17 protein-coding genes are annotated in these 19,804 nt (G+C 71.4%); 6 read left to right on the top strand and 11 right to left on the bottom strand.

What is annotated here, in order from left to right:
- Positions 1-6: 6 nt before the first annotated feature.
- The 4 genes from ACZ6K0_RS31995 (at position 7) to ACZ6K0_RS31980 (ending at position 5,752) form a co-directional block, all read left to right on the top strand.
- Positions 7-1,017, top strand: coding sequence for a quinone oxidoreductase family protein (locus tag ACZ6K0_RS31995; protein WP_469233110.1), 1,011 nt, complete (start codon positions 7-9; stop codon positions 1,015-1,017).
- Positions 1,018-1,372: 355 nt separating this feature from the next.
- Positions 1,373-1,831, top strand: coding sequence for a group II truncated hemoglobin (locus ACZ6K0_RS31990; RefSeq protein ID WP_469233108.1), 459 nt, complete (start codon positions 1,373-1,375; stop codon positions 1,829-1,831).
- 257 nt (positions 1,832-2,088) lie between these two features.
- Positions 2,089-4,152 (top strand): hypothetical protein, encoded by a 2,064-nt coding sequence (locus tag ACZ6K0_RS31985; RefSeq protein ID WP_469233106.1) that lies wholly within the window; start codon positions 2,089-2,091, stop codon positions 4,150-4,152.
- Between the two features lie 4 nt (positions 4,153-4,156).
- Entirely contained in the window at positions 4,157-5,752 is a 1,596-nt protein-coding gene (locus tag ACZ6K0_RS31980; protein ID WP_469233105.1) for a hypothetical protein, read from the top strand.
- Positions 5,753-5,764: 12 nt separating this feature from the next.
- Here ACZ6K0_RS31980 and ACZ6K0_RS31975 read toward each other — a convergent pair whose 3' ends face one another.
- From ACZ6K0_RS31975 to hemL, 8 genes are all read right to left on the bottom strand, one after another.
- Complete coding sequence (locus ACZ6K0_RS31975; RefSeq protein ID WP_376403163.1) at positions 5,765-6,295, bottom strand: SRPBCC domain-containing protein; 531 nt, start codon at positions 6,293-6,295, stop codon at positions 5,765-5,767.
- A gap of 69 nt (positions 6,296-6,364) precedes the next feature.
- Positions 6,365-7,453 carry a c-type cytochrome biogenesis protein CcsB gene (ccsB, locus tag ACZ6K0_RS31970; protein WP_469233103.1) on the bottom strand — a complete coding sequence of 363 codons (1,089 nt, stop codon included), beginning with the start codon at positions 7,451-7,453 and terminating at the stop codon, positions 6,365-6,367.
- Entirely contained in the window at positions 7,450-9,312 is a 1,863-nt protein-coding gene (resB, locus tag ACZ6K0_RS31965) for a cytochrome c biogenesis protein ResB (protein WP_469233101.1), read from the bottom strand. Before resB ends, ccsB begins: the two co-directional genes overlap by 4 nt.
- A gap of 5 nt (positions 9,313-9,317) precedes the next feature.
- A complete protein-coding gene (locus ACZ6K0_RS31960) occupies positions 9,318-10,055 on the bottom strand; it encodes a cytochrome c biogenesis CcdA family protein (protein WP_376403172.1) in 738 nt (245 codons plus the stop codon).
- A 4-nt stretch (positions 10,056-10,059) separates the two neighbouring features.
- Positions 10,060-10,674 (bottom strand): TlpA family protein disulfide reductase, encoded by a 615-nt coding sequence (locus ACZ6K0_RS31955; protein ID WP_376403175.1) that lies wholly within the window; start codon positions 10,672-10,674, stop codon positions 10,060-10,062.
- Between the two features lie 77 nt (positions 10,675-10,751).
- Positions 10,752-12,011 (bottom strand): polysaccharide deacetylase family protein, encoded by a 1,260-nt coding sequence (locus ACZ6K0_RS31950; RefSeq protein ID WP_376403346.1) that lies wholly within the window; start codon positions 12,009-12,011, stop codon positions 10,752-10,754.
- A 333-nt stretch (positions 12,012-12,344) separates the two neighbouring features.
- Complete coding sequence (locus tag ACZ6K0_RS31945) at positions 12,345-13,049, bottom strand: histidine phosphatase family protein (protein WP_469233099.1); 705 nt, start codon at positions 13,047-13,049, stop codon at positions 12,345-12,347.
- The gene (hemL, locus tag ACZ6K0_RS31940; protein ID WP_469233097.1) at positions 13,046-14,353 is read right to left on the bottom strand and encodes a glutamate-1-semialdehyde 2,1-aminomutase; all 1,308 of its coding nucleotides are present in this window, start codon (positions 14,351-14,353) and stop codon (positions 13,046-13,048) included. The genes ACZ6K0_RS31945 and hemL overlap by 4 nt, the downstream gene beginning before the upstream one ends.
- A gap of 328 nt (positions 14,354-14,681) precedes the next feature.
- On the opposite strand from hemL, the gene ACZ6K0_RS31935 reads away from it, so the two are divergent.
- On the top strand, positions 14,682-15,302 hold the full coding sequence (locus ACZ6K0_RS31935) for a hypothetical protein (protein ID WP_376403184.1): 621 nt from the start codon (positions 14,682-14,684) through the stop codon (positions 15,300-15,302).
- Positions 15,303-15,473: 171 nt separating this feature from the next.
- On the opposite strand, the gene ACZ6K0_RS31930 is transcribed toward ACZ6K0_RS31935, so the two are convergent.
- Both ACZ6K0_RS31930 and ACZ6K0_RS31925 read right to left on the bottom strand, forming a co-directional pair.
- Positions 15,474-16,022 (bottom strand): hypothetical protein, encoded by a 549-nt coding sequence (locus tag ACZ6K0_RS31930; protein WP_469233095.1) that lies wholly within the window; start codon positions 16,020-16,022, stop codon positions 15,474-15,476.
- Positions 16,023-16,076: 54 nt separating this feature from the next.
- Positions 16,077-18,095, bottom strand: a complete 2,019-nt coding sequence (locus ACZ6K0_RS31925; protein WP_469233093.1) for an APC family permease — start codon at positions 18,093-18,095, stop codon at positions 16,077-16,079.
- Between the two features lie 106 nt (positions 18,096-18,201).
- Here ACZ6K0_RS31925 and ACZ6K0_RS31920 point away from each other — a divergent pair, with 106 nt between their 5' ends.
- Positions 18,202-18,618, top strand: a complete 417-nt coding sequence (locus ACZ6K0_RS31920; protein ID WP_469233462.1) for a MerR family transcriptional regulator — start codon at positions 18,202-18,204, stop codon at positions 18,616-18,618.
- A 25-nt stretch (positions 18,619-18,643) separates the two neighbouring features.
- On the opposite strand, the gene ACZ6K0_RS31915 is transcribed toward ACZ6K0_RS31920, so the two are convergent.
- On the bottom strand, positions 18,644-19,573 hold the full coding sequence (locus tag ACZ6K0_RS31915) for an ABC transporter substrate-binding protein (protein WP_469233091.1): 930 nt from the start codon (positions 19,571-19,573) through the stop codon (positions 18,644-18,646).
- Between the last annotated feature and the right edge of the window lie 231 nt (positions 19,574-19,804).

The following is a 19,804-nucleotide window of genomic DNA, read 5'->3' as shown; positions in this document are numbered from 1 at the left end:
AGGGTCATGCGAGCGATTCAGGTGTACGAAGTGGGCGGTCCCGAGGTGCTGCAGGAGGCCGAGGTGGACCAGCCGCGGCCGGGTCCGGGCGAGGCGATCGTGGAGGTCGCCGCATCCGGGGTCAACTTCCTCGACGTCTACCACCGCGAAGGCCGGTACAGCCTCCCGCTGCCCTTCACCCCGGGCGCTGAGGGCGCCGGCACGGTCGTCGAAGTCGGACCCGGCGTCGCTGACGTCGCAGTCGGGGACCGGGTCGGTTGGGTGGAGATTCCCGGCACGTATGCCGAGCGGGCCGTCGTGGACTCCTCCCGGCTGGTGCCGCTGCCCGACGACATCGGCTTCGAGACAGCCGCCGCCGTGCTCCTCCAAGGCATGACCGCGCACTATCTCGTCAAGGACGCCTACCCGGTTCAGGGGGGCGACACGGTGCTCGTGCATGCGGCTGCCGGCGGCATGGGGCTGCTTTTGACCCAGCTCATCACCCATCTCGGCGGCAGGGTGATCGGCACGACGTCGACCACGGCGAAGGCCGAGCTGGCGAAGCGTGCCGGGGCCGCTGAGGTGATCCTTTCCTCCGCGGTCGACGATCTCGCAGCCGAGGTGAGGCGGCTCAACGGCGGTCAGGGACTGCCGGTTGTCTTCGACGGCGTCGGCGCGCACACCTTCGATGCGAGCCTCGCCAGCCTGCGACCCCGCGGCCATCTCGTGCTCTTCGGCGCGGCAAGTGGTGCCGTGCCGCCGTTTGATCCGATTCGGCTCGCCCACGGCGGTTCGCTGACCCTGATCCGGCCCAGCCTCGGGGACTTCGTCGCCGATCGGTCCGAACTGCTCCGACGGGCCGCCGATGTGTTCGAGTGGGTGCGCTCCAAGGCGCTTGAGGTCACCGTAACGGGCCGCTACGCATTGTCCGAGGCCGCCCAGGCCCACAGCGATCTGGAGGCTCGGCGTACCACCGGCAAGCTGCTCGTCATACCCGATGCGGCCGCTGTTGGACGCCGCGAGGAGACGCAGAGCTGATCGCGGGTGACGAGGTCGGGGATCTTGGAGACTGAGATGTCGAAGGCATGGCCGACCGTCATCGCCAAGATCCCCGACAGCGTCAGGCACTCAGCAGGCCAAGATCAAGTTCTGGCGGGTTTCGCGCATCCGGGTCACGCCCCTTCAAGATCCCTCAGCCGAGACCTGGCTCACCCGTCCACAACCTCCCGGGACAGAACACCTGTGACGTGGTGGGTCGTTGCGTCGGTCGTTACCCATCCGGCGACGGCGAGGCAGCAGACCAATCAGCCCCGCCGAGAGTGAACATCCTTGGATCCAGGCCCTGTTGCGGGAAAGCTGGGGCGGGACACATCCCTGATCCCGGAGGCCCTCCATGAGCGCCGAGCACACGAACACCCTGTACGAGGCCGTGGGCGGCGCCGACGCGCTGCGCCGGCTCTCCGAGACGTTCTACGAGGGGGTCCTGGCCGACCCCCTCCTCGCACCCGTCTTCGCCGACTTCACCGCCACCCATGTGGAGCACGTGGCCGTGTGGCTGGCGGAGGTCTTCTCGGGGCCGGCCGCGTTCACGGCGGAGCACGGCGGGCACCAGGCCCTCCTCCGGGCCCATCTCGGGCTCGGCATCACCGAGGAGCAGCGGCTGCGCTGGATGGAGTTGATGACGGCGGCCGTGGAGAAGGAGCTGCCGGACGACGCCCTGCTGCGCCGCCGGGTGCTGGAGTACTTCGACTGGGGCACGCGGATCGCCGAGGACGTCTCGGCCTCCGCCCCGGGTACGGACCTCGGCGACCCCGGCCCCACCCCGCGCTGGGGCTGGGACGGCCTCGCCTGAGCCGCTCGACCGGGGTGCTCGCCCCCGGCACTCGGCCGAGGCGCTCGACCGGGTGCGCGCCCGAGGCGCTCGACCGAGGCGCTCGCCCCGGTGAGGCGGCCTGCCCCGCTGGGCAGATCCCTGCCGAAGGTCCCTGACGGGTCCTCACAACAACCTCGCAAAGGTTGACGTGATCCCAACACCCTGTCGATATCCTTGATTTGAGATGTGACGGGGCGCATCTCGTGGGGTAGCAGGGGGAAGCAGGGGGGTGGCGGGTGGACAGGGAGCTCTACGGCCGCGAGGCGGTCCTGCACGACGGTGGTCTGGTCGCACGGCTCAGCGGGCTCACCCGGCACGGTGCCGCGCGGGTCGCGTACGAGCACGGTGACGATCCGCCCGTGACCGTGTTCACCGGCGGGCGCGGCATGGGGAAGACCGCCCTGCTCAAGGAGGTCCGCAACCGGTACAAGGGGTACACGCCGCTCGCGCTGCTCGACTGCGCCCACGTCGAGCCGCCCGCCGAGCACGGGCCCGGCTGGAGCGAGGTCACCGGGGCGCTCACCGAGCTGGCCGTGCAGCTGTCGCCGAAGGTGCTCGCGGCGAAGCCCGTGCAGTTCCCGAGGCTCTCGCTGGGGCTCGTGGCCGTCGCCTCGCTCGGCTGGTCCCAGGAGGACGACGAGCGGGCCCGTACCGACCTCCAGCGGCTCGGGCCGCTGCTCGCGACCGTCGACGCGACGAAGGGCGCCGCCGGGAACTGGGTCTCCAAGGTCCTCTCCAAGCTGGCCGCCACCTTCGCGGAGAGCGCCGCGCCGCTCGCCGGGCTGCTCGCCGAGGCGACGGTGGAGACCGTCCTGGAGGAGGTCTTCGGGCGGTTCCAGCGCACTTCCGAGAACTGGTACGGCAGTTATCGCAACGCCGGCGGCCGGGGCAAAGCCGGGCTCCAGCAGCTCGCGATCGACTTCGAGCAGGGCGGCCGGCGCCGCCGCGAGGCCGAGGACTTCCTCGTCGGCGCCCTCACCGAGGACCTGCTCCACGCCTATACGGGGCTCCGGCGCGGCACCCGGATCGGGAGGCCCCTCCTGCTCTTCGACAACGCCCACGAACCGCTCGGCCGGCAGCTCGTCGAGCCGATCCTGCGCGCCCGCGCCGACGGCCGCCGCGACCGGGTCGTCGTCCTCGCCACCTCCCGGGTCCGCGAGCACGAGGGCCTGCGGCACGCCGTCCGGACCCGGTTACCGGAGACCGCGCACCGCGCGCCCTGCCCGCGCGGGACGAGCGTCGGCTCCGGCATCCTCGCCGTCGAGCTCACGCCGCTCTCCCCCGCCCAGACCCGCACCGCCTTCGACCACCACGACCCGGCCGGCCGCACCCCCGCCGAACTCGCCCGCGCCGTCCACCGGTTGACCGGCGGCCGGCCGCTCGGCGTGGCCCTCCTCGGCCGGGCCGCCGGCGAGGCCCCCGCGGAGCTCCGGGCCGACCTCACCCCGGGCGGGCTCCTCGACCTGACGGTGGAACTGCGCGAGGACGCCCCGCCGGTGCCCGTCGCCCCCACCCTCCTCGCCGAACTCCTCCCGGTACGGCGGCCCGGACCGTACGCCGTGCTCGCCGCCACCCACGACGAGGAGTCCGCACGGTTCCTCGCCCACGCCCGCCTCCAGGGCGAGTCCCTGGACGGGGACGTGGCGCTGCGCGTCCGCGACCAGCTCCGCTCCGAGGACTGGCAGGAGGGCCCCCGCCACTTCGTCGCCGACCCCCTCCTGCGATCCCTGCTCCTCCACCGGCTCCGCTTCGAGGACGACGACCATCCGCGCTACGCGGCCTGGCGCGCCGCCCACGAGACCCTGCACCGGCATTACGGGCCCGCGCCCGGCCCGTACCGCCTCCATCACGACCTCGCGCTCGGCCGCACCGAGGAGGCCGTCACCCACCTGCGGGTCACCTTCCCCGAGCAGGACGTCCTCGGCTGGCTCGGGCGGCTGCGGTTCGTCGCCGCCGCCCCGTACCCGCGCGAGCGCGGCCGGCCGGGGCCCGACCCGCGCCGGGCGATCGCCCTGGGCCAGGAACCGGTCGGCGACCCGGCCTTCTCCGGGCTCGACCCCGAAAGCACCGAACTCCACCTGTCCGTACGGCGGTTGCTGCACGCCGTATGGCTGCTCACCGATCCGCTCGCACTGCCCGACGACGACGTGGCCGACCGCCTCGCGCACGAACTGCGCAGGCTCTCCGGCCGCCATCTGACGGGCAGCGGTTCGCTCTGGGACGCGGCCACCCACTGGCCGCGCGACATCCGCGCCTGGCGGGAGCTCTCGCTGCCGCCGGGCCGCGAGGACGGAGTCTGACGCCATGCCCGACCGTGCCCCCGGCCGTGTCCCCGGCCGCATCCCCGGCCGCATCCCCGGCAGCCTTCCCGGCCGGCTGCGCCGCCGCGTCCGTACCCCCCGCCAGAAGCTCGTCGCCTCACTCGCCACGGCCGCCGTCGTCATCGGTCTCGGCGGATACGGGATCGCCCGGCTCACCACCCCGGAGGACCGTTCCTGCGCGGCCGGCGTCGAACGCCCCGAGGGCAGCTCCGAGTGCGTCGGCGTCAACGGCGACGGCCACGACTTCGGCATCGCCGAACTCACCGAGGTCGCCGGCGCCATCGGCCGCGAGAACGCCACGCTCAAGCCCGACGAGTACGCGACCGTCGCCGTGCTCCTGCCCCTGACCTCCCCCGACGGAGGCATGCGGACCAAGGTGCTCCACGAGGTCCAGGGCGCCTACGCCTACCAGTACCGCGCCAACCACGAGTCCAACAGCCAGACCCCGAAGATCCGGCTCGTCCTCGCCAACACCGGCCGGGGCAACGCCCACTGGCAGGCCACCACCCGGCAGCTCGCGTCGATGACCGGCGCCCCGGACCGGCTGCGGGTCGTCTCCGGCGTCGCCACCTCCTCGACCGCGATGCGGGAGGCCGTGACCGCCCTCACCCAGGGCGGGATCGCCGTCGTCGGCACCACCATCACCGCCGACGACATCGCCAACGGCCCCGGCACCGGGAACAACCGCTACCCCGGCCTCGCCCGCGTCTCCCCCACCAACAGCGACGAGGCCAAGGCCCTCGCCCACTTCGGCCGCGTCAACGCCGCCAAGGCCCTCCTCGTCCAGGACACCCGCAGCGGCGACCACTACACGGACACCCTCAAGTCCGCCTTCGCCGCCTCCCTCAAGGGCGCGCCCTACGAGCCGCAGCTGTTCACCTCGCCGCCCGATCCGACCGACGAGGGCACCACCGCCAACACCTTCCGCCAGATCACCCACCTGATCTGCGACACCCGCGCCGAGACGGTCTTCTTCGCGGGCCGCCACACCCAGCTGCGCCAGTTCATCAACGCGCTGGGATCGCGGGGCTGCACCGACCGCGCCTTCACGATCCTGACCGGCGACGAGGGCTCGTACCTGGGCGCCGACAAGCAGCTCGACCGGAACGCGCTCAAGGCGAAGCTGACCGTCCGCTACGCCGCGCTCGCCCACCCCGACGCCTGGAAGCCGGCGCCCGGGCGGACGGTCCCGGCGACGGGCGGTTCGGTGGTGGCGTACACGACCTTCGAGACGGACATCGCCCGCGCCTCGAAGAAGCCGGTGGCGCTCGCGGACGGGCAGGCGATCGTCGCGTACGACGCGATGGCGACGGCCGTCCACGCGATCCGCCAGGCCACACCGCTCGACGCCCGGTACCCGGAGCTCTCGGACGTGGTCACGCAGTGGCCGCAGGTGAAGGGCTCGCTGCGGGTGCAGGGCGCGAGCGGCTGGATCTGCCTCGACAACTACGGCAACCCGTACAACAAGGCCGTCCCGATCGTGGAGCTGGCCCTGGACGGCTCCCAGCGCTTCGTCCAGATCGCCTGGCCGGAGAAGAACCCCCCGAGCACGTCCTGCCTGCCGCCGAAGCGGGGGTGAGGAGCTCGCCGCCTACGGCACCCACTTCGGCCAGGGCGCCTCGTCCCGCTCGTACAGCGCCCGCAGGTCCCGCCACCGCTCGGGCGACCAGGCGGCCCAGTCCGTCCGGCGGCCCTCCAGCGCCGCCGCAAGCCGCTCGAAGTGGTCGTGCCACCCCGCCAGGCAGTCCAGCCGGTACTCCCGCGTCCCCCGGAACTCGTTGGTGAAACGCAGCACGGTCGACCCGCCGCTCCCGGACCCCGGCTCCAGATGGAACCGGATCCGGCCGTGCGGCGGATCGACCGTGTACTCGGCGACGTACTCGGGGTCCCAGGCGGTCACCCGCCCCGAGACCTCCGTCTCACTGTTGAGCCAGCGGAGCGTGACCCGGCCGCCGAGCCGGGGCTCCAGCGGGTCCGCCGCGCACAGCCAGCCCGGCAGGCCCTCGGGGGTCGAGACGGCCTCCCAGACCTCCGCCGGCGGATGCGGGAGCTCCATGACGTACCGCAGCAGGTGCGTGTCGCCGTCGTGGGTCTCGCACCTGCCCCGGGGTATCTCGCTCATACCTCCAGCGTGGCCCCGGGGTCCCCCGCCCGCGACTCCGCGCCTACCGCGACTCCGCTACCTGCTCCGTTACTCCACGCCCGCGTAGGAGTGCTTGCTGGTGACGAAGATGTTGACGCCGTAGTAGTTGAAGAGGAAGCAGCCGAAGGCGATGAGCGCGATGTACGCGGCCTTCCGCCCCTTCCAGCCGGCCGTGGCGCGCGCGTGCAGGTACGCCGCGTAGCCGACCCACGTGATGAAGGACCAGACCTCCTTGGCGTCCCAGCCCCAGTAGCGGCCCCACGCGTCGCCGGCCCAGATCGCGCCCGCGATGATCGTGAAGGTCCACAGCGGGAAGACGGCGGCGTTGACCCGGTACGCGAACTTGTCGAGCGAGGCCGCCGAGGGCAGCCGCTCCAGGACGGAGCGGGCGAAGGCGCTCGGGGAGCCGCCGCTCGCGAGCTTGCTCTCGTACGAGTCGCGGAAGAGGTACAGGACGGTGCCGACGGCCGCGAGGTAGAACACCGCGCCGCAGAAGATCGCGGTCGAGACGTGGATCCACAGCCAGTACGAGTCGAGCGCCGGCACCAGCTGGTCGCTGGGGGTCTTCAGCCAGGTGGTGGCGAGGCCCAGGTCGAGCAGGACGGTGGTGACCAGCGGCAGGCCGATCCAGCGGACGTTCTTCTTGGCGAGGAGGAAGCCGAGGTACGCGCCGACCGCCACCGTCGAGAAGGTGGTGGAGAACTCGTACATGTTGCCCCAGGGGGCGCGCTGCACGGCGAGGGCCCGGCTGACCACACCCGCCGCCTCGACCGCGAAGGCGAGGACGGTGAGCGAGACGGCGATCCGGCCGTACAGGTCGCCCTTGAAGGTGCCGCCGGACGCGCCGGGGCCGTCCGGGACGTCCCGGGTGCCGGCCGCGGAGCGCGTGACGATCTTCGGCTTGTCGAGGACTGCGGTGGCGCCGGCCGCCTGCTTGACCTGGACGGTCACGGCGGCAGCCGCGGCCGGGGTCTGCCGCGTGAGGGCGGCGGCGGTGCGGCCGACCTTGCTGCGGCTGCCGAGGACCCACTCGGCGATGTGCGCGAAGAAGGCCAGGGTGTAGACGGCCATGGAGGAGTAGATGAGCAGGTCGCTCATCTTCGCCAGGCCTTCGTTGGTGGTGGCGGCGAGGATCACTTGTCGGCCTCTCCAGAAGGGGCAGGGTCTTCTGCGGGTTCTTCCGCGGGTTCTGGCGCGAGTTCTGGCGCGGGTTCTGGCGCGAGTTCTGGCGCTGTGGGCGGCGGCGCGTCGTGAGCCGGGGGCGCCTGCGCCGTGAGCGCGACCGCGAGGTCGCCCAGCTCCTCCGGGAGCCTGGCGGACTCGCTCCGGCCGAGGCCGGCCATCTCGACGACGGTCACGCCGTCCTCACCCCGTACGGCACGGACCCAGACCCGGCGCCGCTGGATGAAGAGCGAACCGGCCAGACCGGCGATCGCCGCGATCGCACCCGCGAGGGCGAGGCCGTTGCCCGGCTGCTGCGAGATCTGGAAGCTGGCCCACTCCTTGACGTCCTTCTCGAAGGTGATCGAGCCGGCCCCGTCGGGGAGCTTCATCGTCTCGCCGGGCAGCAGGCGGTCGGCGAGCTTGTTGCCCGACTCGTCCGTGAACTGGGTCATCTTGGACTTGTCGAGCTGGTACACGTTCTGCGGCAGACCGGAGTTCACGCGCAGGTCGCCGTGGTAGCCGGTGAGTGCCATGACCGGGAAGTCGAGCGCCGGGAACTGCGAGAACATCGTGCCCGCGCCCGCGCCCGCGAAGGTCGGCACGAAGAAGGCCTGGAAGCCCAGCTGCTCCTTCTTGCCCTTGCCGTTCCCGGCGCGGTAGCCGTCCATCACCTTGATCGCGCCGGTCGACGTGATGTTGTTGTCGATCGGCAGGAGCGGCACGGCGCCGTGGTAGACGGTCTTGCCGCTGCCGTCCTTGACGGTGACGACGGGCGCGTAGCCGTGGGCGATCAGATAGACCTTGGACGAACCGACCTTGAGCGGCTCGTTGACCCGGATGACCGCCTTCTTCTCCGCGCCGTCGGCCTCGGAGTACCGGACCTTCGCCTCGAAGGTGCGGGGGGTGCCGCGCTGCGGGCCGCTCTTCTCGTACGTGCCGTCGAAGGCGTCGAGGGTGAAGGTGAACGGCTCCAGGTCCTCCGTACCGAACTGCGAGCCGGACTTGAAGTCGTCGTACTGCGTGAGCGTGTTGGAGAAGCCGTCGCCCTCGACGATCAGCTTGCCGCCCTCGGACTTGAAGAGCTGGCCCCAGGCGAAGGCGACGAGGATCACGATCAGGGCGACGTGGAAGAGGAGGTTGCCCGCCTCGCGCAGGTAGCCCTTCTCGGCGGCGATCGCGTCGCCGGCGGTGTGGGCGCGGAACCGGCGGCCCTTGAGGACGGCGAGCGCGGCCGCGCGGACCTGCTCGGGCTCGGCCTCGGTGCGCCAGGTGGTGTACGCGGGGAGCCGGTCCAGGCGGCGGGGGGCGCCCGGCGGACGGCTGCGGAGCTGGCCGACGAACTGCCAGCTGCGCGGCACGATGCAGCCGATGAGGGAGACGAACAGCAGCATGTAGATCGCGGAGAACCACACGGAGCTGTAGACGTCGAAGAACTGGAGCTTCTCGTAGATCGGCGTGAGCGTCTCGTGGGCGTCCTTGAAGGCCTGGACCTTCAGCTCGTCCGCGCTGGTCTGCGGGATGAGGGAGCCGGGGACGGCGCCGAGGGAGAGCAGGAAGAGCAGGATCAGCGCGACCCGCATGGAGGTCAGCTGCCGCCAGAACCAGCGGATCCAGCCGACGACCCCGAGGACGGGTCCGCCGAGGGGGGTCTCGCCGCGGTCCTCGGCGGGGGCGGTGGAGAGCTGGGCGCCGGCCGCTTCGTCGGCCTTGCGCTCGGTCTCCGCCGCGCCGGACGCGTCAGCCGCGCCGGGTGCACCGGGGGTGTCGGGCGTGTCAGCCGTGCCGGGCTTACCGGATGTGCCGGGCTTACCGGATGTATCGGTCGTGCTCATGGAACTCAGATCCCCACCGTGAAACCGCTGGACCAGCCCTGCATCGTGGCGACCATGTCGTCCCACGCGCCCGTGAGGAGCAGGAGGCCGGTGACGATCATCATGCCGCCGCCGATCCGCATGACCCACACGTAGTGCTTCTTGACCCATCCGAACGCGCCGAGCGCCTTGCGGAAGGCGATGGCGGCGAGCACGAACGGTACGCCGAGGCCGAGGCAGTACGCGAAGGCGAGTATCGCGCCGCGTCCGGCGCTGGCCTCCTGGAAGGCGAGCGCCTGGACGGAGGCGAGGGTCGGGCCGATGCACGGGGCCCAGCCGATGCCGAAGAGCGCGCCGAGCACCGGGGCGCCGATCAGTCCGGCGGCGGGCTTCTTGTGGAAGCGGAACTCGCGCTGCGTGAACCAGGGCATCAGGCCGGCGAAGAAGACGCCCATGAGGATCATGAGCACGCCGAGGATCGTGGTGAGCGTCTCGCTGTACTTCTGGAGGGTCGACCCGAAGTAGCCGAAGAGGGCGCCGCCGGAGACGAACACGGCGGTGAAGCCGAGGACGAAGAGGACGGCGCCGGCGGTCATCCGGCCGCGGCGGCTCTCCGCGAGGTCGGCGCCGGTGACCCCGGTGACGTACGAGAGGTAACCGGGGACGAGCGGGAGCACGCACGGCGAGAAGAAGGAGACCAGACCGCCGAGGACCGCGATGGGCAGGGCGAGCAGCAGGGCTCCGCTGTTGACCGTCTCGATCACGGGCTCACTTCTCCTTGAGGAGAGGCTCGATCATCGACCGGAGCTTCTCCTCGTCGAGCGCCATGAGGGAACGGGCGGCGATCTTGCCCTCCTTGTCGAGGACGACGGTGGAGGGGATGCCCTGGAGGCTGAGGGTGCCCTTGGGGAAGCCGAAGAGGATCAGCTTGCCCTGCGGGTCGTAGAGGCTCGGGTAGGGCACCCCGTAGTCCTCTTCGAAGGCGAGCGCGGGCTGCTTGTTGGGGTCGCGGGTGTTGAGTCCGACGAACTCGACGCCCTTGCCCTCCAGGTCCTTGGCGACCTTCGCGAAGTGGGGAGCCTCGGCACGGCAGGGGGCGCACCAGGAGCCCCAGGCGTTGAGGACGACGACGTTGCCCTTGAGGTCGGCGACGTCGAGCTGCTTGCCGTCGAGGGTTTCGCCGGCGAGCTTCCCGGTGCTCGCCCGCTCGCCCTTGGCGGCGGTGGAGATGCCGCCCGTGTTGGTCACGAAGTTGGTGTTGCCACCGCCGCCGGACTTGCCGTTGCTGTCGCCGCCGCAGGCCGAGAGCGTGAGGGCGGCGGACAGCACTCCGACGGCGAGCAGGGTGCGTCGTGGGGCACGGCTGGCACGGCTAAGGCTCATGTGAAAAGTTTCGCATGGGCGTTTGGGGGATCTTGGGCACCCCCCTACGTGCCCGTAAAGCCCCTTGTCAAGGTCGCTTAAGGCGTCGGGGTGGGCTTGAGGAAGGTGTTCCACCCGCCCGTGGGCTTCTGTCCCACTTCCAGCGAGCGCAGCGTGGCGAGGATCTTCGGGTCCTGCACGTCGAGCCAGTCCACGAACTGCTTGAAGGAGACGAGCCGGACGTCCTTCTTTCCGGCCATTCCCTTGATGGCGTCCTCGACGGCGTCCATGTAGATGCCGCCGTTCCACTGCTCGAAGTGGTTGCCGATGTAGAAGGGCGCGCGGTTCGACTCGTACGCGCGGTTGAAGCCGCCGAGCAGGGCGTCGGTGGCCTGCTTGCGCCAGCCCGGGTAGCGGGACGGCATGCCCTTCGTCGTGTTCTTCGACTGGTTGGCGAGCATGTTGTAGTCCATGGAGAGGACCTCGAAGGAGTGCCCGGGGAAGGGCACCGCCTGGAGCGGCAGGTCCCAGATGCCCTGGCGCTTGACCGGCCAGGTCTGCCGGCCGCCGGGCGAGCTGGCGTCGTAACGCCAGCCGAGCCGCTTGGCGGTGGGGAGCAGGTTGTCCTGGCCGAGGAGGCAGGGGGTACGGCCGCCGACGAGCTCCTTCGAGTAGTCGAAGGGCAGCGGGTCGAGGTCGGTCCAGCCGCTGTTGGTCTTCCACTCGGTGACGAACTTCATCGCCTGGTCGATCTCGCTCTGCCACTGGGCCGGGGTCCAGTTGCCGACGGAGCCGGAGCCGCCGCAGAAGTGCCCGTTGAAGTGGGTGCCGATCTCGTGGCCTTCGAGCCAGGCCTGCCGGACGTACTTCAGCGTGTCCTTGATGTGGTCGTCGGTGAGGTAGCCGATGTCGGAGGCGCCGACGCGGTTGTTCGGCGGGCGGTAGAGGTCCTTCTTCGACTCGGGGAGGAGGTAGATCCCGGAGAGGAAGAAGGTCATCGCCGCGTCGTGGTTCTTGGCGAGTTCGAGGAAGCGGGGGAAGAGGCCGTTGCCGACCTCTCCGGCGCCGTCCCAGGAGAAGATCACGAACTGCGGCGGGGTCTGGCCGGGTTCGAGCGGCACGGGGGCGTCGGGCTGGTGCGGCTGCTTGCCGGTGTCGGCGGTGGAACCGTCGCCGATGAGCTTGGCGTCGTCCTTGGTCGGAGCGGGTGTGGTCGGCTGCGCTGACGCGTCGCCTCCCTTGCCGGGTCCGGAACGTCCCGGCTTGTCCTCGTTGTTGCTGCCGCAGCCGGCGATTCCCATCGCCGCGGCGGCGCCAACGCCTGCCCCGAGGAGCCCCCTTCGACTGATTCCGCTGATCCCGCGCATGACATCCCCATTCGCGCTGACGTATGACCTAAACGTCATCCAAACCGACAATGAGTGAGATGCAGGGAGGAACACGGAGGTTCCGGAAATTCGCACATAAATTTCAAGGGCGGCCGGATGGCATGTACACCACCTGACCGCCCTGACGATGGACCTCTTCGCGCGCCGTGTCCAGTGGGGCCGTTCCCGAAGATCCCAGGACTACGGCTATGCCCCGAAGATCCCCGGAACCACGCTCCGAAGATCCTCGGAACCACGTCCCGATGATCCCCGGAACCACGCCCCGAAGACCCTCGGAACCACGCTCCGAAGATTCCGTCGGAATTACGCCCCGAAAGCCTTCGACTTCCCCTTCACCGGCTTCGCCCCGGCGAGGAGGTGCGCCGGGACGAGGTCCCGGGCCGGCTCGCTGTACCCGACCGAGACGATCCGGTCGCCCTGGTACGTGAACGAGGTCAGCGAGGCCAGCGTGCACTGCCGGCGCCGCGGGTCGTGCCAGAGGCGCCGCTTCTCCACGAAGCTCCGGACGATCCAGATCGGCAGCTGGTGGCTGACGCAGACCGCCTCGTGCCCGCGGGCCGCGTCCTTCGCCGCGTCCAGCGCGCCCATCATCCGGACGACCTGCTCGACGTACGGCTCGCCCCACGACGGCTGGAACGGGTTGGTGAGGTGCTTCCAGTTCCCCGGCTTGCGCAGGGCCCCGTCGCCGACGCCGAAGGTCTTGCCCTCGAAGACGTTCGCCGCCTCGATGAGCCGCTCGTCGCTCGCCAGGTCGAGCCCGTGCGCCTTGGCGACCGGCATCGCCGTCTCCTGCGCCCGCTCCAGCGGGGAGGCGACGACGTACGTGACGTCCCGGCCGGCCAGGTGCTCGGCGACCCGGTCCGCCATCTGACGGCCGAGCTCGGAGAGGTGGTAGCCGGGGCGGCGGCCGTAGAGGACCCCGTCCGGGTTGTGGACCTCGCCGTGCCGCATCAGGTGGACGACGGTGATGTCCTCGCCGGCCTTCCGCGTGTTCGTCGTCTCGCTCATGCCGTGGCCTCCGCGGCGGCGCGGGCGGCGGCCGGCAGCGCGGCGGCGATCCGCTCGATCGCCCGCTCGTCGTGGGCGGCCGACACGAACCAGGACTCGAAGGCGGACGGCGGCAGGTACACGCCGTCGGCCAGCATCGAGTGGAAGAAGGCGTTGAAGCGGAAGGCCTCCTGCTGCTTCGCCTCGTCGTAGTTCCGCACCTCGTCCGCGGTGAAGAAGACCGAGAACATGTTGGAGGCGGTCTGCAGCCGGTGCGCGACGCCCTCCTTGGCGAGGGCGCCCGTGACCAGCCCCTGGATCTCCTTCGACACCGCGTTCACCTTCTCGTACGCGGCGTCGTCGAGCAGCCGCAGCTGCGCGAGACCGGCGGCGGTGGCGATCGGGTTACCGGAGAGCGTGCCCGCCTGGTAGACCGGCCCGGCCGGGGCCAGGTGTCCCATGACGTCGGCGCGGCCGCCGAACGCGGCGGCCGGGAAGCCACCGCCCATGACCTTGCCGAAGGTCAGCAGGTCGGCCTTGACGCCGTCGACGCCGTACCAGCCGGCCCGCGACGTACGGAAACCGGTCATCACCTCGTCGGAGATGTACAGCGCGCCGTTCTCCCGGCACAGGTCCGCCAGGCCCTGGTTGAAGCCCGCCGCCGGCGGCACGACGCCCATGTTGCCGGGCGAGGCCTCGGTGATCACACAGGCGATCTCGCCCGGGTGCGCGGCGAAGGCCGCCCGCACCGCTTCGAGGTCGTTGTACGGCAGCACGACCGTGTCCCCGGCCTGCGCGCCGGTCACGCCGGGCGTGTCCGGGAGGCCGAGGGTGGCGACACCGGAACCGGCCGCGGCCAGCAGCGCGTCCACGTGACCGTGGTAGCAGCCGGCGAACTTGACGACCTTTGCCCGCCCGGTGAACCCGCGGGCGAGCCGGATCGCGGACATCGTGGCCTCCGTACCGGAGGAGACGAGGCGGACCTGCTCGACCGGCTCGACGCGCGCGACGATCTCCTCCGCGAGCGCGACCTCGCCCTCGCCCGGCGTACCGAAGGAGGTGCCGCGGGCCACGGCGGCCTGCACCACGGCGGTGACCTCGGGGTGCGCGTGGCCGAGAATCATCGGCCCCCACGAGCAGACCAGGTCGACGTACTCACGACCGTCGGCGTCGGTGAGGTACGGACCGGTACCGGAGACCATGAACCGGGGCGTACCGCCCACGGCTCGGAAGGCACGCACCGGTGAGTTCACGCCGCCGGGCGTCACGAGGGACGCGCGGTCGAAAAGCGTCTGTGAGACTGGGGCTTCGTATGAATACGGCACTGTGATCCTGACCTGCGAGTACGGCTGCGAGTACGACTTCGGTTACAGCTTCGGTGACGACTTCGGGAACGGCTTCGGGTGCTACTTCGGGTACGGCATCGAGTTCGGAGGAACGGCGTGAACACCCTGGTATGACGCCGGGGCGGCTGTCCGCCGCGTCTGCGAAACTGGGGCGTCATAGGGATGGCTCACGGAATCCATGGTGTCAGAGGCCACGGCGTTCTTGCGGACAGGTGTTTCACCGTACGAACGTGGGGGAGGTCACTGACACGATGATCGGGTTGCGCGGCGGGGTCGTGTTGCCGAGAAAAAGCAGTCGGGTGGAGATATGCATCGCGGTGGCGGACCGGGCGAGGGGACGGACGACCTGGGTCCGGAGTCTGCCCGGCGGGGGAGGCACCGGCGCCGGCGGGCGGACGGGCCGACTCCGGGCGCGCCCGGCACTCCGGGGAACCCCGGCGGCCAGGGCCCCGAGGCGGATCCCGGACCCGGAAGCGGGAGTGGCCGGTCGTTGGGAGTGACGTACAAGTACTTCGGCGCGCCCGACGGCGCGACGGCGGCCCGCGTCCCGATCTCGATGCGCCCCGAGGAACTCGGCGGTGACGAGCTCGGCATGGGCGGCATGTTCACCAAGATCAAGCCGGAGACCATAGCGGCGATGGTCCTGACGGGCATCCAGGGCATGCCCCTGCACAAGGTGCCCCCGCTGGAGCTCGTCGTCCTCCACCCTGACTACGCCGTCGTGAAGCTCCCGATGACCGTGGTCGACCCGCTGCGCGGGATCGGCGAGGAGTCGGTCGGCGCCGCCGCCTTCATCTGGTCCACGGTCCCCGACCGCGGCGGCCCGCGCGACGCCTTCGACGTCTACCAGCTGCTCCACGAGTGGCAGGACTTCTCGGTCCGCCTCCACGAGGCGGGCCACCAGCCGTACTGCCTGGTCTGGCCGTAACCCCGCTCCGAGAGGAAAGGGCCGCCGGTGGTACGACCACAGGCGGCCTTCCCGCTCCTCCGGAGCCGTCGCACTCCTACGGGGCCGTCTCGTTCCTACGGAGCCGTCGCACTCCTACGGGGCCGTCTCGTTCCTACGGAGCCGTCGCACTCCTACGGGGCCGTCTCGTTCCTACGGAGCCTTCTCGCCTCCGCCGTCGCAGTCGACGAGCTCGTCGAGCTCCCGGCCCGTCACGACCCCCTGGGCAGTCCAGTACGAGCCGGCGGGCGGCGCGGCCGCCCGTACCGCCGCGAGGTCGAAGACCGCGCCCGCCCCGTCCTCGGAGCCGTAGCCGACCGACACGTCGAGCAGCTTCGGCAGCTCCGCGGGACGGGTGGCCGGAAGGGACGTCCGGTACTCCTCCGCGGCCCACAGCCGCAGCACCCCGCCCCGCCCCTCCTCGGTCAGCGGCCCGTCGGCCCGCCACACGAGCTTCTCCTTGTCGCTGTCCCGGAGCTCCACCCGCCGCACCCGCTCCGACGGGCACTGGGCGGCCTTCACCGTGACCGTGTCCCCGTCGATCCGCAGCCCGAGGAGGCTGGGGCCGACGGGGTCGGACATGCCGCGCACGACGGCGACCCAGAGGAACACGAGCGCGGCCGGCACGGCCAGGACCACCAGCGTGATCAGGCCGATGACGAGGGCCCTGCGGCCCCGCCGCGGCTCGGAGTAGTGGCGCATGCGGTCACGGTATCGATCACGGATAGGGCACAACTAGCCGAACTGGAAGCCTTGTCATTCGCTCTGCTCTCGCTGCTCTCTCTGCTCTCGCTCCTGTTCGGCGAGTTCGCGGGCGGAGGCGATCCGGTACGGCACGTCGATGACCACGACGTGCTTCATGAACAGCAGCCGGGTCTTGAGGCGCAGCGCGCTCTGGTTGTGCAGGGGCTGCTCCCACCAGTGCCCCACCACGTACTCGGGGATGACCACCGAGACGACCGAGTCGGGCGCCCGCTCGGTCGTCTCCCTGACGTGCCGCAGGATCGGCTGGACGAGCGAGCGGTAGGGGGAGCTGAGCACCCGCAGCGGCACGTCGATGCCGTGGGCCTCCCAGGTCGCGCGGAGCACCTCCACCTCCGCCGGGTCCTCGGCGACGGTCACGGCCGTGAGGGAGGCCGGTCGCAGGGTCTTCGCGTACGACAGGGCACGCAGGCTGGGCGCGTTGACCGAGGCCACGAGCACGAGGACGTGGTTCTCGGCGAGGGCGTGGGGGCGTGCGCCGGGGCCGACGGCGACCTCGGCGGCGACGGCGTCGTAGTGCCGCCGCACCCCCTTCATCCCGGCGAAGAGCACCGGCATCGCGATGACGACCAGCCAGGCGCCGTGCGTGAACTTGGTGATGAGGACGATGACGAGGACGACCGCGGTCAGACAGGCACCGAAGGCGTTGATCGCGAGGCGGATCCTGATGGAGCGACGGGTCAGGGCGGGGCTACGGGACGGGGCAGGGCGGCGGGCCGGGGCGGGGCGGCGGCGGTCGGCCCCGGTGGGCGCGGCGAGTTCTCGCCGCCAGTGCTTGACCATCCCGGCCTGGGAAAGGGTGAAGGAGACGAAGACGCCGATGATGTAGAGCTGGATCAGCCGGGTCAGCTGCGCGTCGAAGGCGACGATGAGGACGATCGCGGCGAGCGAGAGAAGGACGATGCCGTTGGAGTGGACGAGCCGGTCCCCGCGGTGGAAGAGCTGGCGGGGCGCGTAGCGGTCGCGGCCGAGCACCGAGGCGAGCATCGGGAAGCCGTTGAAGGCGGTGTTGGCCGCCAGGATCAGGACGCCCGCGGTGACGGCCTGGAGCGCGTAGAAGAGGACGTGCCAGTCGCCGAAGGTCGCCCGGCCGATCTGGGCGAGCGCCGTGGACATCGGGGTGCCGGGAGCGAGCCCGAGCTCGGTGGGGTCCTCGGCGACGTGGACCTCGTAGACCATGGCGAGCACGGTGATCCCGGAGAACATGGTCGCCGAGAGCACGCCCATGATCGCGAGGGTCATGGCCGCGTTGTGGCTCTTCGGTTTGGCGAAGGCGGGGACGCCGTTGCTGACGGCCTCGACGCCGGTCAGCGCGGTGCAGCCGGAGGCGAAGGCGCGCAGGGCGAGGAGGACGAGCGCGAGCCCGGAGTAGGACGAGACCGCGTTGACGGGCAGGTCGGCGGATTCGGCGCGGATCGTGGTCCCGGTCGCCATGCGGACGGCCGCCACGGCGAACATGACGTAGATGACGGCGATGAAGGCGTACGTGGGAAGCGCGAACCACCGCCCCGACTCGCGCACGCCGCGCAGGTTCAGCCAGGCCAGCACCGCCACGAAGCCCACCGACAGGGCCACGGCGTGCCCGTCGAGCGAGGGGACGGCCGAGGTGATCGCGGCGACCCCGGAGACGACGGAGACGGCGACGGTCATCACGTAGTCGATGAGCAGGGCGGAGGCGGCGGTGAGCGCGGCGGTCTGCCCCAGGTTCTCGGCGGAGACGACATAGGCCCCGCCGCCGCCCGGGTAGGCGTAACAGGTCTGCCGGTAGGACGCGACGACGACCAGCAGCAGGATCACGATGCCGGCCGCCGCGTACCAGGTCAGATGGAGCACGGCGAGGCCACCGAGGGCGAGGATCAGCAGGATCTCCTCGGTCGCGTAGGCGACGGAGGAGAGCGGGTCGCTGCAGAAGATCGGCAGGGCCAGCCGCTTCGGCAGCAGGGTCTCACCGAGCCGACCGCTGTCCAACGGACGTCCTACGAGCAGGCGTTTCGCCGCACTTCCAGCTCTCATAAGTGCTGAAGTTAGGACGAATGGTATGTAATGCGCGGAAGCCGCGCCCTGTGGGAGCCCTGTACGCCCTGTACGAGGAAGGACGTCACGCGTGAGCGGAGTACGAATGGCCGGCGAACCCATGCAGATCGGCGAGGTCGCCGCACGGACGGAACTGTCCCTGCGCACCATCCGCCAGTACGAGGACAACGGCCTGGTGGTGCCGTCGGCGGCCTCGCCCGGCGGATTCCCCCTCTACACGGACGCGGACGTCTCCCGGCTGATGGTGATCCGCCGGATGAAGCCGCTCGGCTTCACCCTCGACGAGACCCGCGAGTTGCTCACGGCCATCGACCGGCTCACCGCCGACCGCCCGGGCACGGAGACGGAGCTCGCCCCGGAGGACCGCGCCGCGCTCGTGACCCGCGTCCGCCGCTACGAGCAGGCGGCCGCGGAGCGGGTCACCGAACTGCGGACCCAGCTGGCCCGCGCGGAGGAGTTCGCCACGTCCCTCCGCGGCCGCCTCACGTCCACCCCGGCCTGACCCTGAGCCCCTGAGCCTCGGAGCCCTACGCGGCCAGGACCTCCGCGAGATCGCGGAAGAAGCGGGCGTACGCGGCCGGGCTCGGCGGGGTCTCGGGGTTCCACGCGGCGAGGCGGGTACCGGGCGGGGTCTCGTACGGCGGGACGGCGTGGAAGCGGTCGTCGAAGAGGATCAGATCGGGACGGAGCTCGGCGACCCGGCCCCAGTCGGCGGTGAGCCAGTTGGCGCCGGGCCCCGGACCGGGGTCGAGCAGCCGGACGCCGAGCGCCGCGAGGCGCGCCAGCTCGGGCCAGGCCTGCGGGCGGGCCAGATGGACCTGGTCAGGGCCGGCCCCGGAGAGCGCGAGCACGGCGAGCCCGGTCCGCCCGGCGACCCCCCGGAGGACGGCCTCGGCCTCCACCAGATCCCTCAGCCCCGCCGGAGCCGTCGGAGCCGTCGGGCCGGTCCCGTCTGCCGCCCCGGCCGACGGGACCGGCCCGGCCACCCCGGCCACCCCGGCCACCCCGGCCACCCCGGCCACCTCGGCCGCCCGGAGCGAGCCGCTCAGCTCACCGAAGCGGTCGAGGATCTCCGGAAGGGTGAGCTCGTTCCCGACGGAGAGCGCGGCGAGCGGCACCCCGAGCCGGTCGGCGACCGCCTCGTCGAGCGCGTACGGACTCTTCCCGTCGTACGTGACGTCGACGATCACATCCGGCCGCAGCTCCCGCAGGAGCCCCTCGTCCAGGGCCCGGCCGGGACCGAGGTACGGCACCCCGGCAGCGTCGAGGCCGCCCGCCTTGGCCGGGTCGTACCCGGGGCCGTCGTGCCCGGATCCGTAGACGGCGACCGGTGTCACCCCCAGGTCGAGCAGCGCCGCCCCGGCCCGTACGTACGCGACGACGCGCTCCGGCACGCGGGCCGCCCCCAGCTCCGTACCCCTGTCGTCCGTGAATCCCCATGGCTGCGCTCCGGACATGCGGCTGCTCCCTCCCCGGCCGAGACTGCCTCCTCCGCCACCTTGGAACGGTTCCCCGGCCCGCACAAGAGGGCCTGCGACCACCCGCGAGCGCCCCCTCCGCCCGCCGACCGCCCGGGACTTTGGCCCCGAACCCCCCTGCCGAAAGGCCCCCGGCGTGGTGTTAACTGAACAGGTCGGGAGGAAGTAGTAGGAATCGCCAGCGCCTTCGTGCCCGCGCGCCACCTGCCG

The organism is Streptomyces sp. NPDC042346, assembly GCF_055581845.1.
This window is presented reverse-complemented; position numbering and strand designations above follow the sequence as displayed.

Excerpts from the sequence above, each read along its gene's own strand:
- ACZ6K0_RS31995 (WP_469233110.1), top strand. The coding sequence starts at position 7 with ATGCGAGCGATTCAGGTGTACGAAGTGGGCGGTCCCGAGGTGCTGCAG.
- ACZ6K0_RS31990 (WP_469233108.1), top strand. The coding sequence starts at position 1,373 with ATGAGCGCCGAGCACACGAACACCCTGTACGAGGCCGTGGGCGGCGCC.
- ACZ6K0_RS31980 (WP_469233105.1), top strand. The coding sequence starts at position 4,157 with ATGCCCGACCGTGCCCCCGGCCGTGTCCCCGGCCGCATCCCCGGCCGC.
- ACZ6K0_RS31975 (WP_376403163.1), bottom strand. The coding sequence starts at position 6,295 with ATGAGCGAGATACCCCGGGGCAGGTGCGAGACCCACGACGGCGACACG.
- resB (WP_469233101.1), bottom strand. The coding sequence starts at position 9,312 with ATGAGCACGACCGATACATCCGGTAAGCCCGGCACATCCGGTAAGCCC.
- ACZ6K0_RS31955 (WP_376403175.1), bottom strand. The coding sequence starts at position 10,674 with ATGAGCCTTAGCCGTGCCAGCCGTGCCCCACGACGCACCCTGCTCGCC.
- ACZ6K0_RS31945 (WP_469233099.1), bottom strand. The coding sequence starts at position 13,049 with ATGAGCGAGACGACGAACACGCGGAAGGCCGGCGAGGACATCACCGTC.
- ACZ6K0_RS31935 (WP_376403184.1), top strand. The coding sequence starts at position 14,682 with ATGCATCGCGGTGGCGGACCGGGCGAGGGGACGGACGACCTGGGTCCG.
- ACZ6K0_RS31930 (WP_469233095.1), bottom strand. The coding sequence starts at position 16,022 with ATGCGCCACTACTCCGAGCCGCGGCGGGGCCGCAGGGCCCTCGTCATC.
- ACZ6K0_RS31925 (WP_469233093.1), bottom strand. The coding sequence starts at position 18,095 with ATGAGAGCTGGAAGTGCGGCGAAACGCCTGCTCGTAGGACGTCCGTTG.
- ACZ6K0_RS31920 (WP_469233462.1), top strand. The coding sequence starts at position 18,202 with ATGGCCGGCGAACCCATGCAGATCGGCGAGGTCGCCGCACGGACGGAA.
- ACZ6K0_RS31915 (WP_469233091.1), bottom strand. The coding sequence starts at position 19,573 with ATGTCCGGAGCGCAGCCATGGGGATTCACGGACGACAGGGGTACGGAG.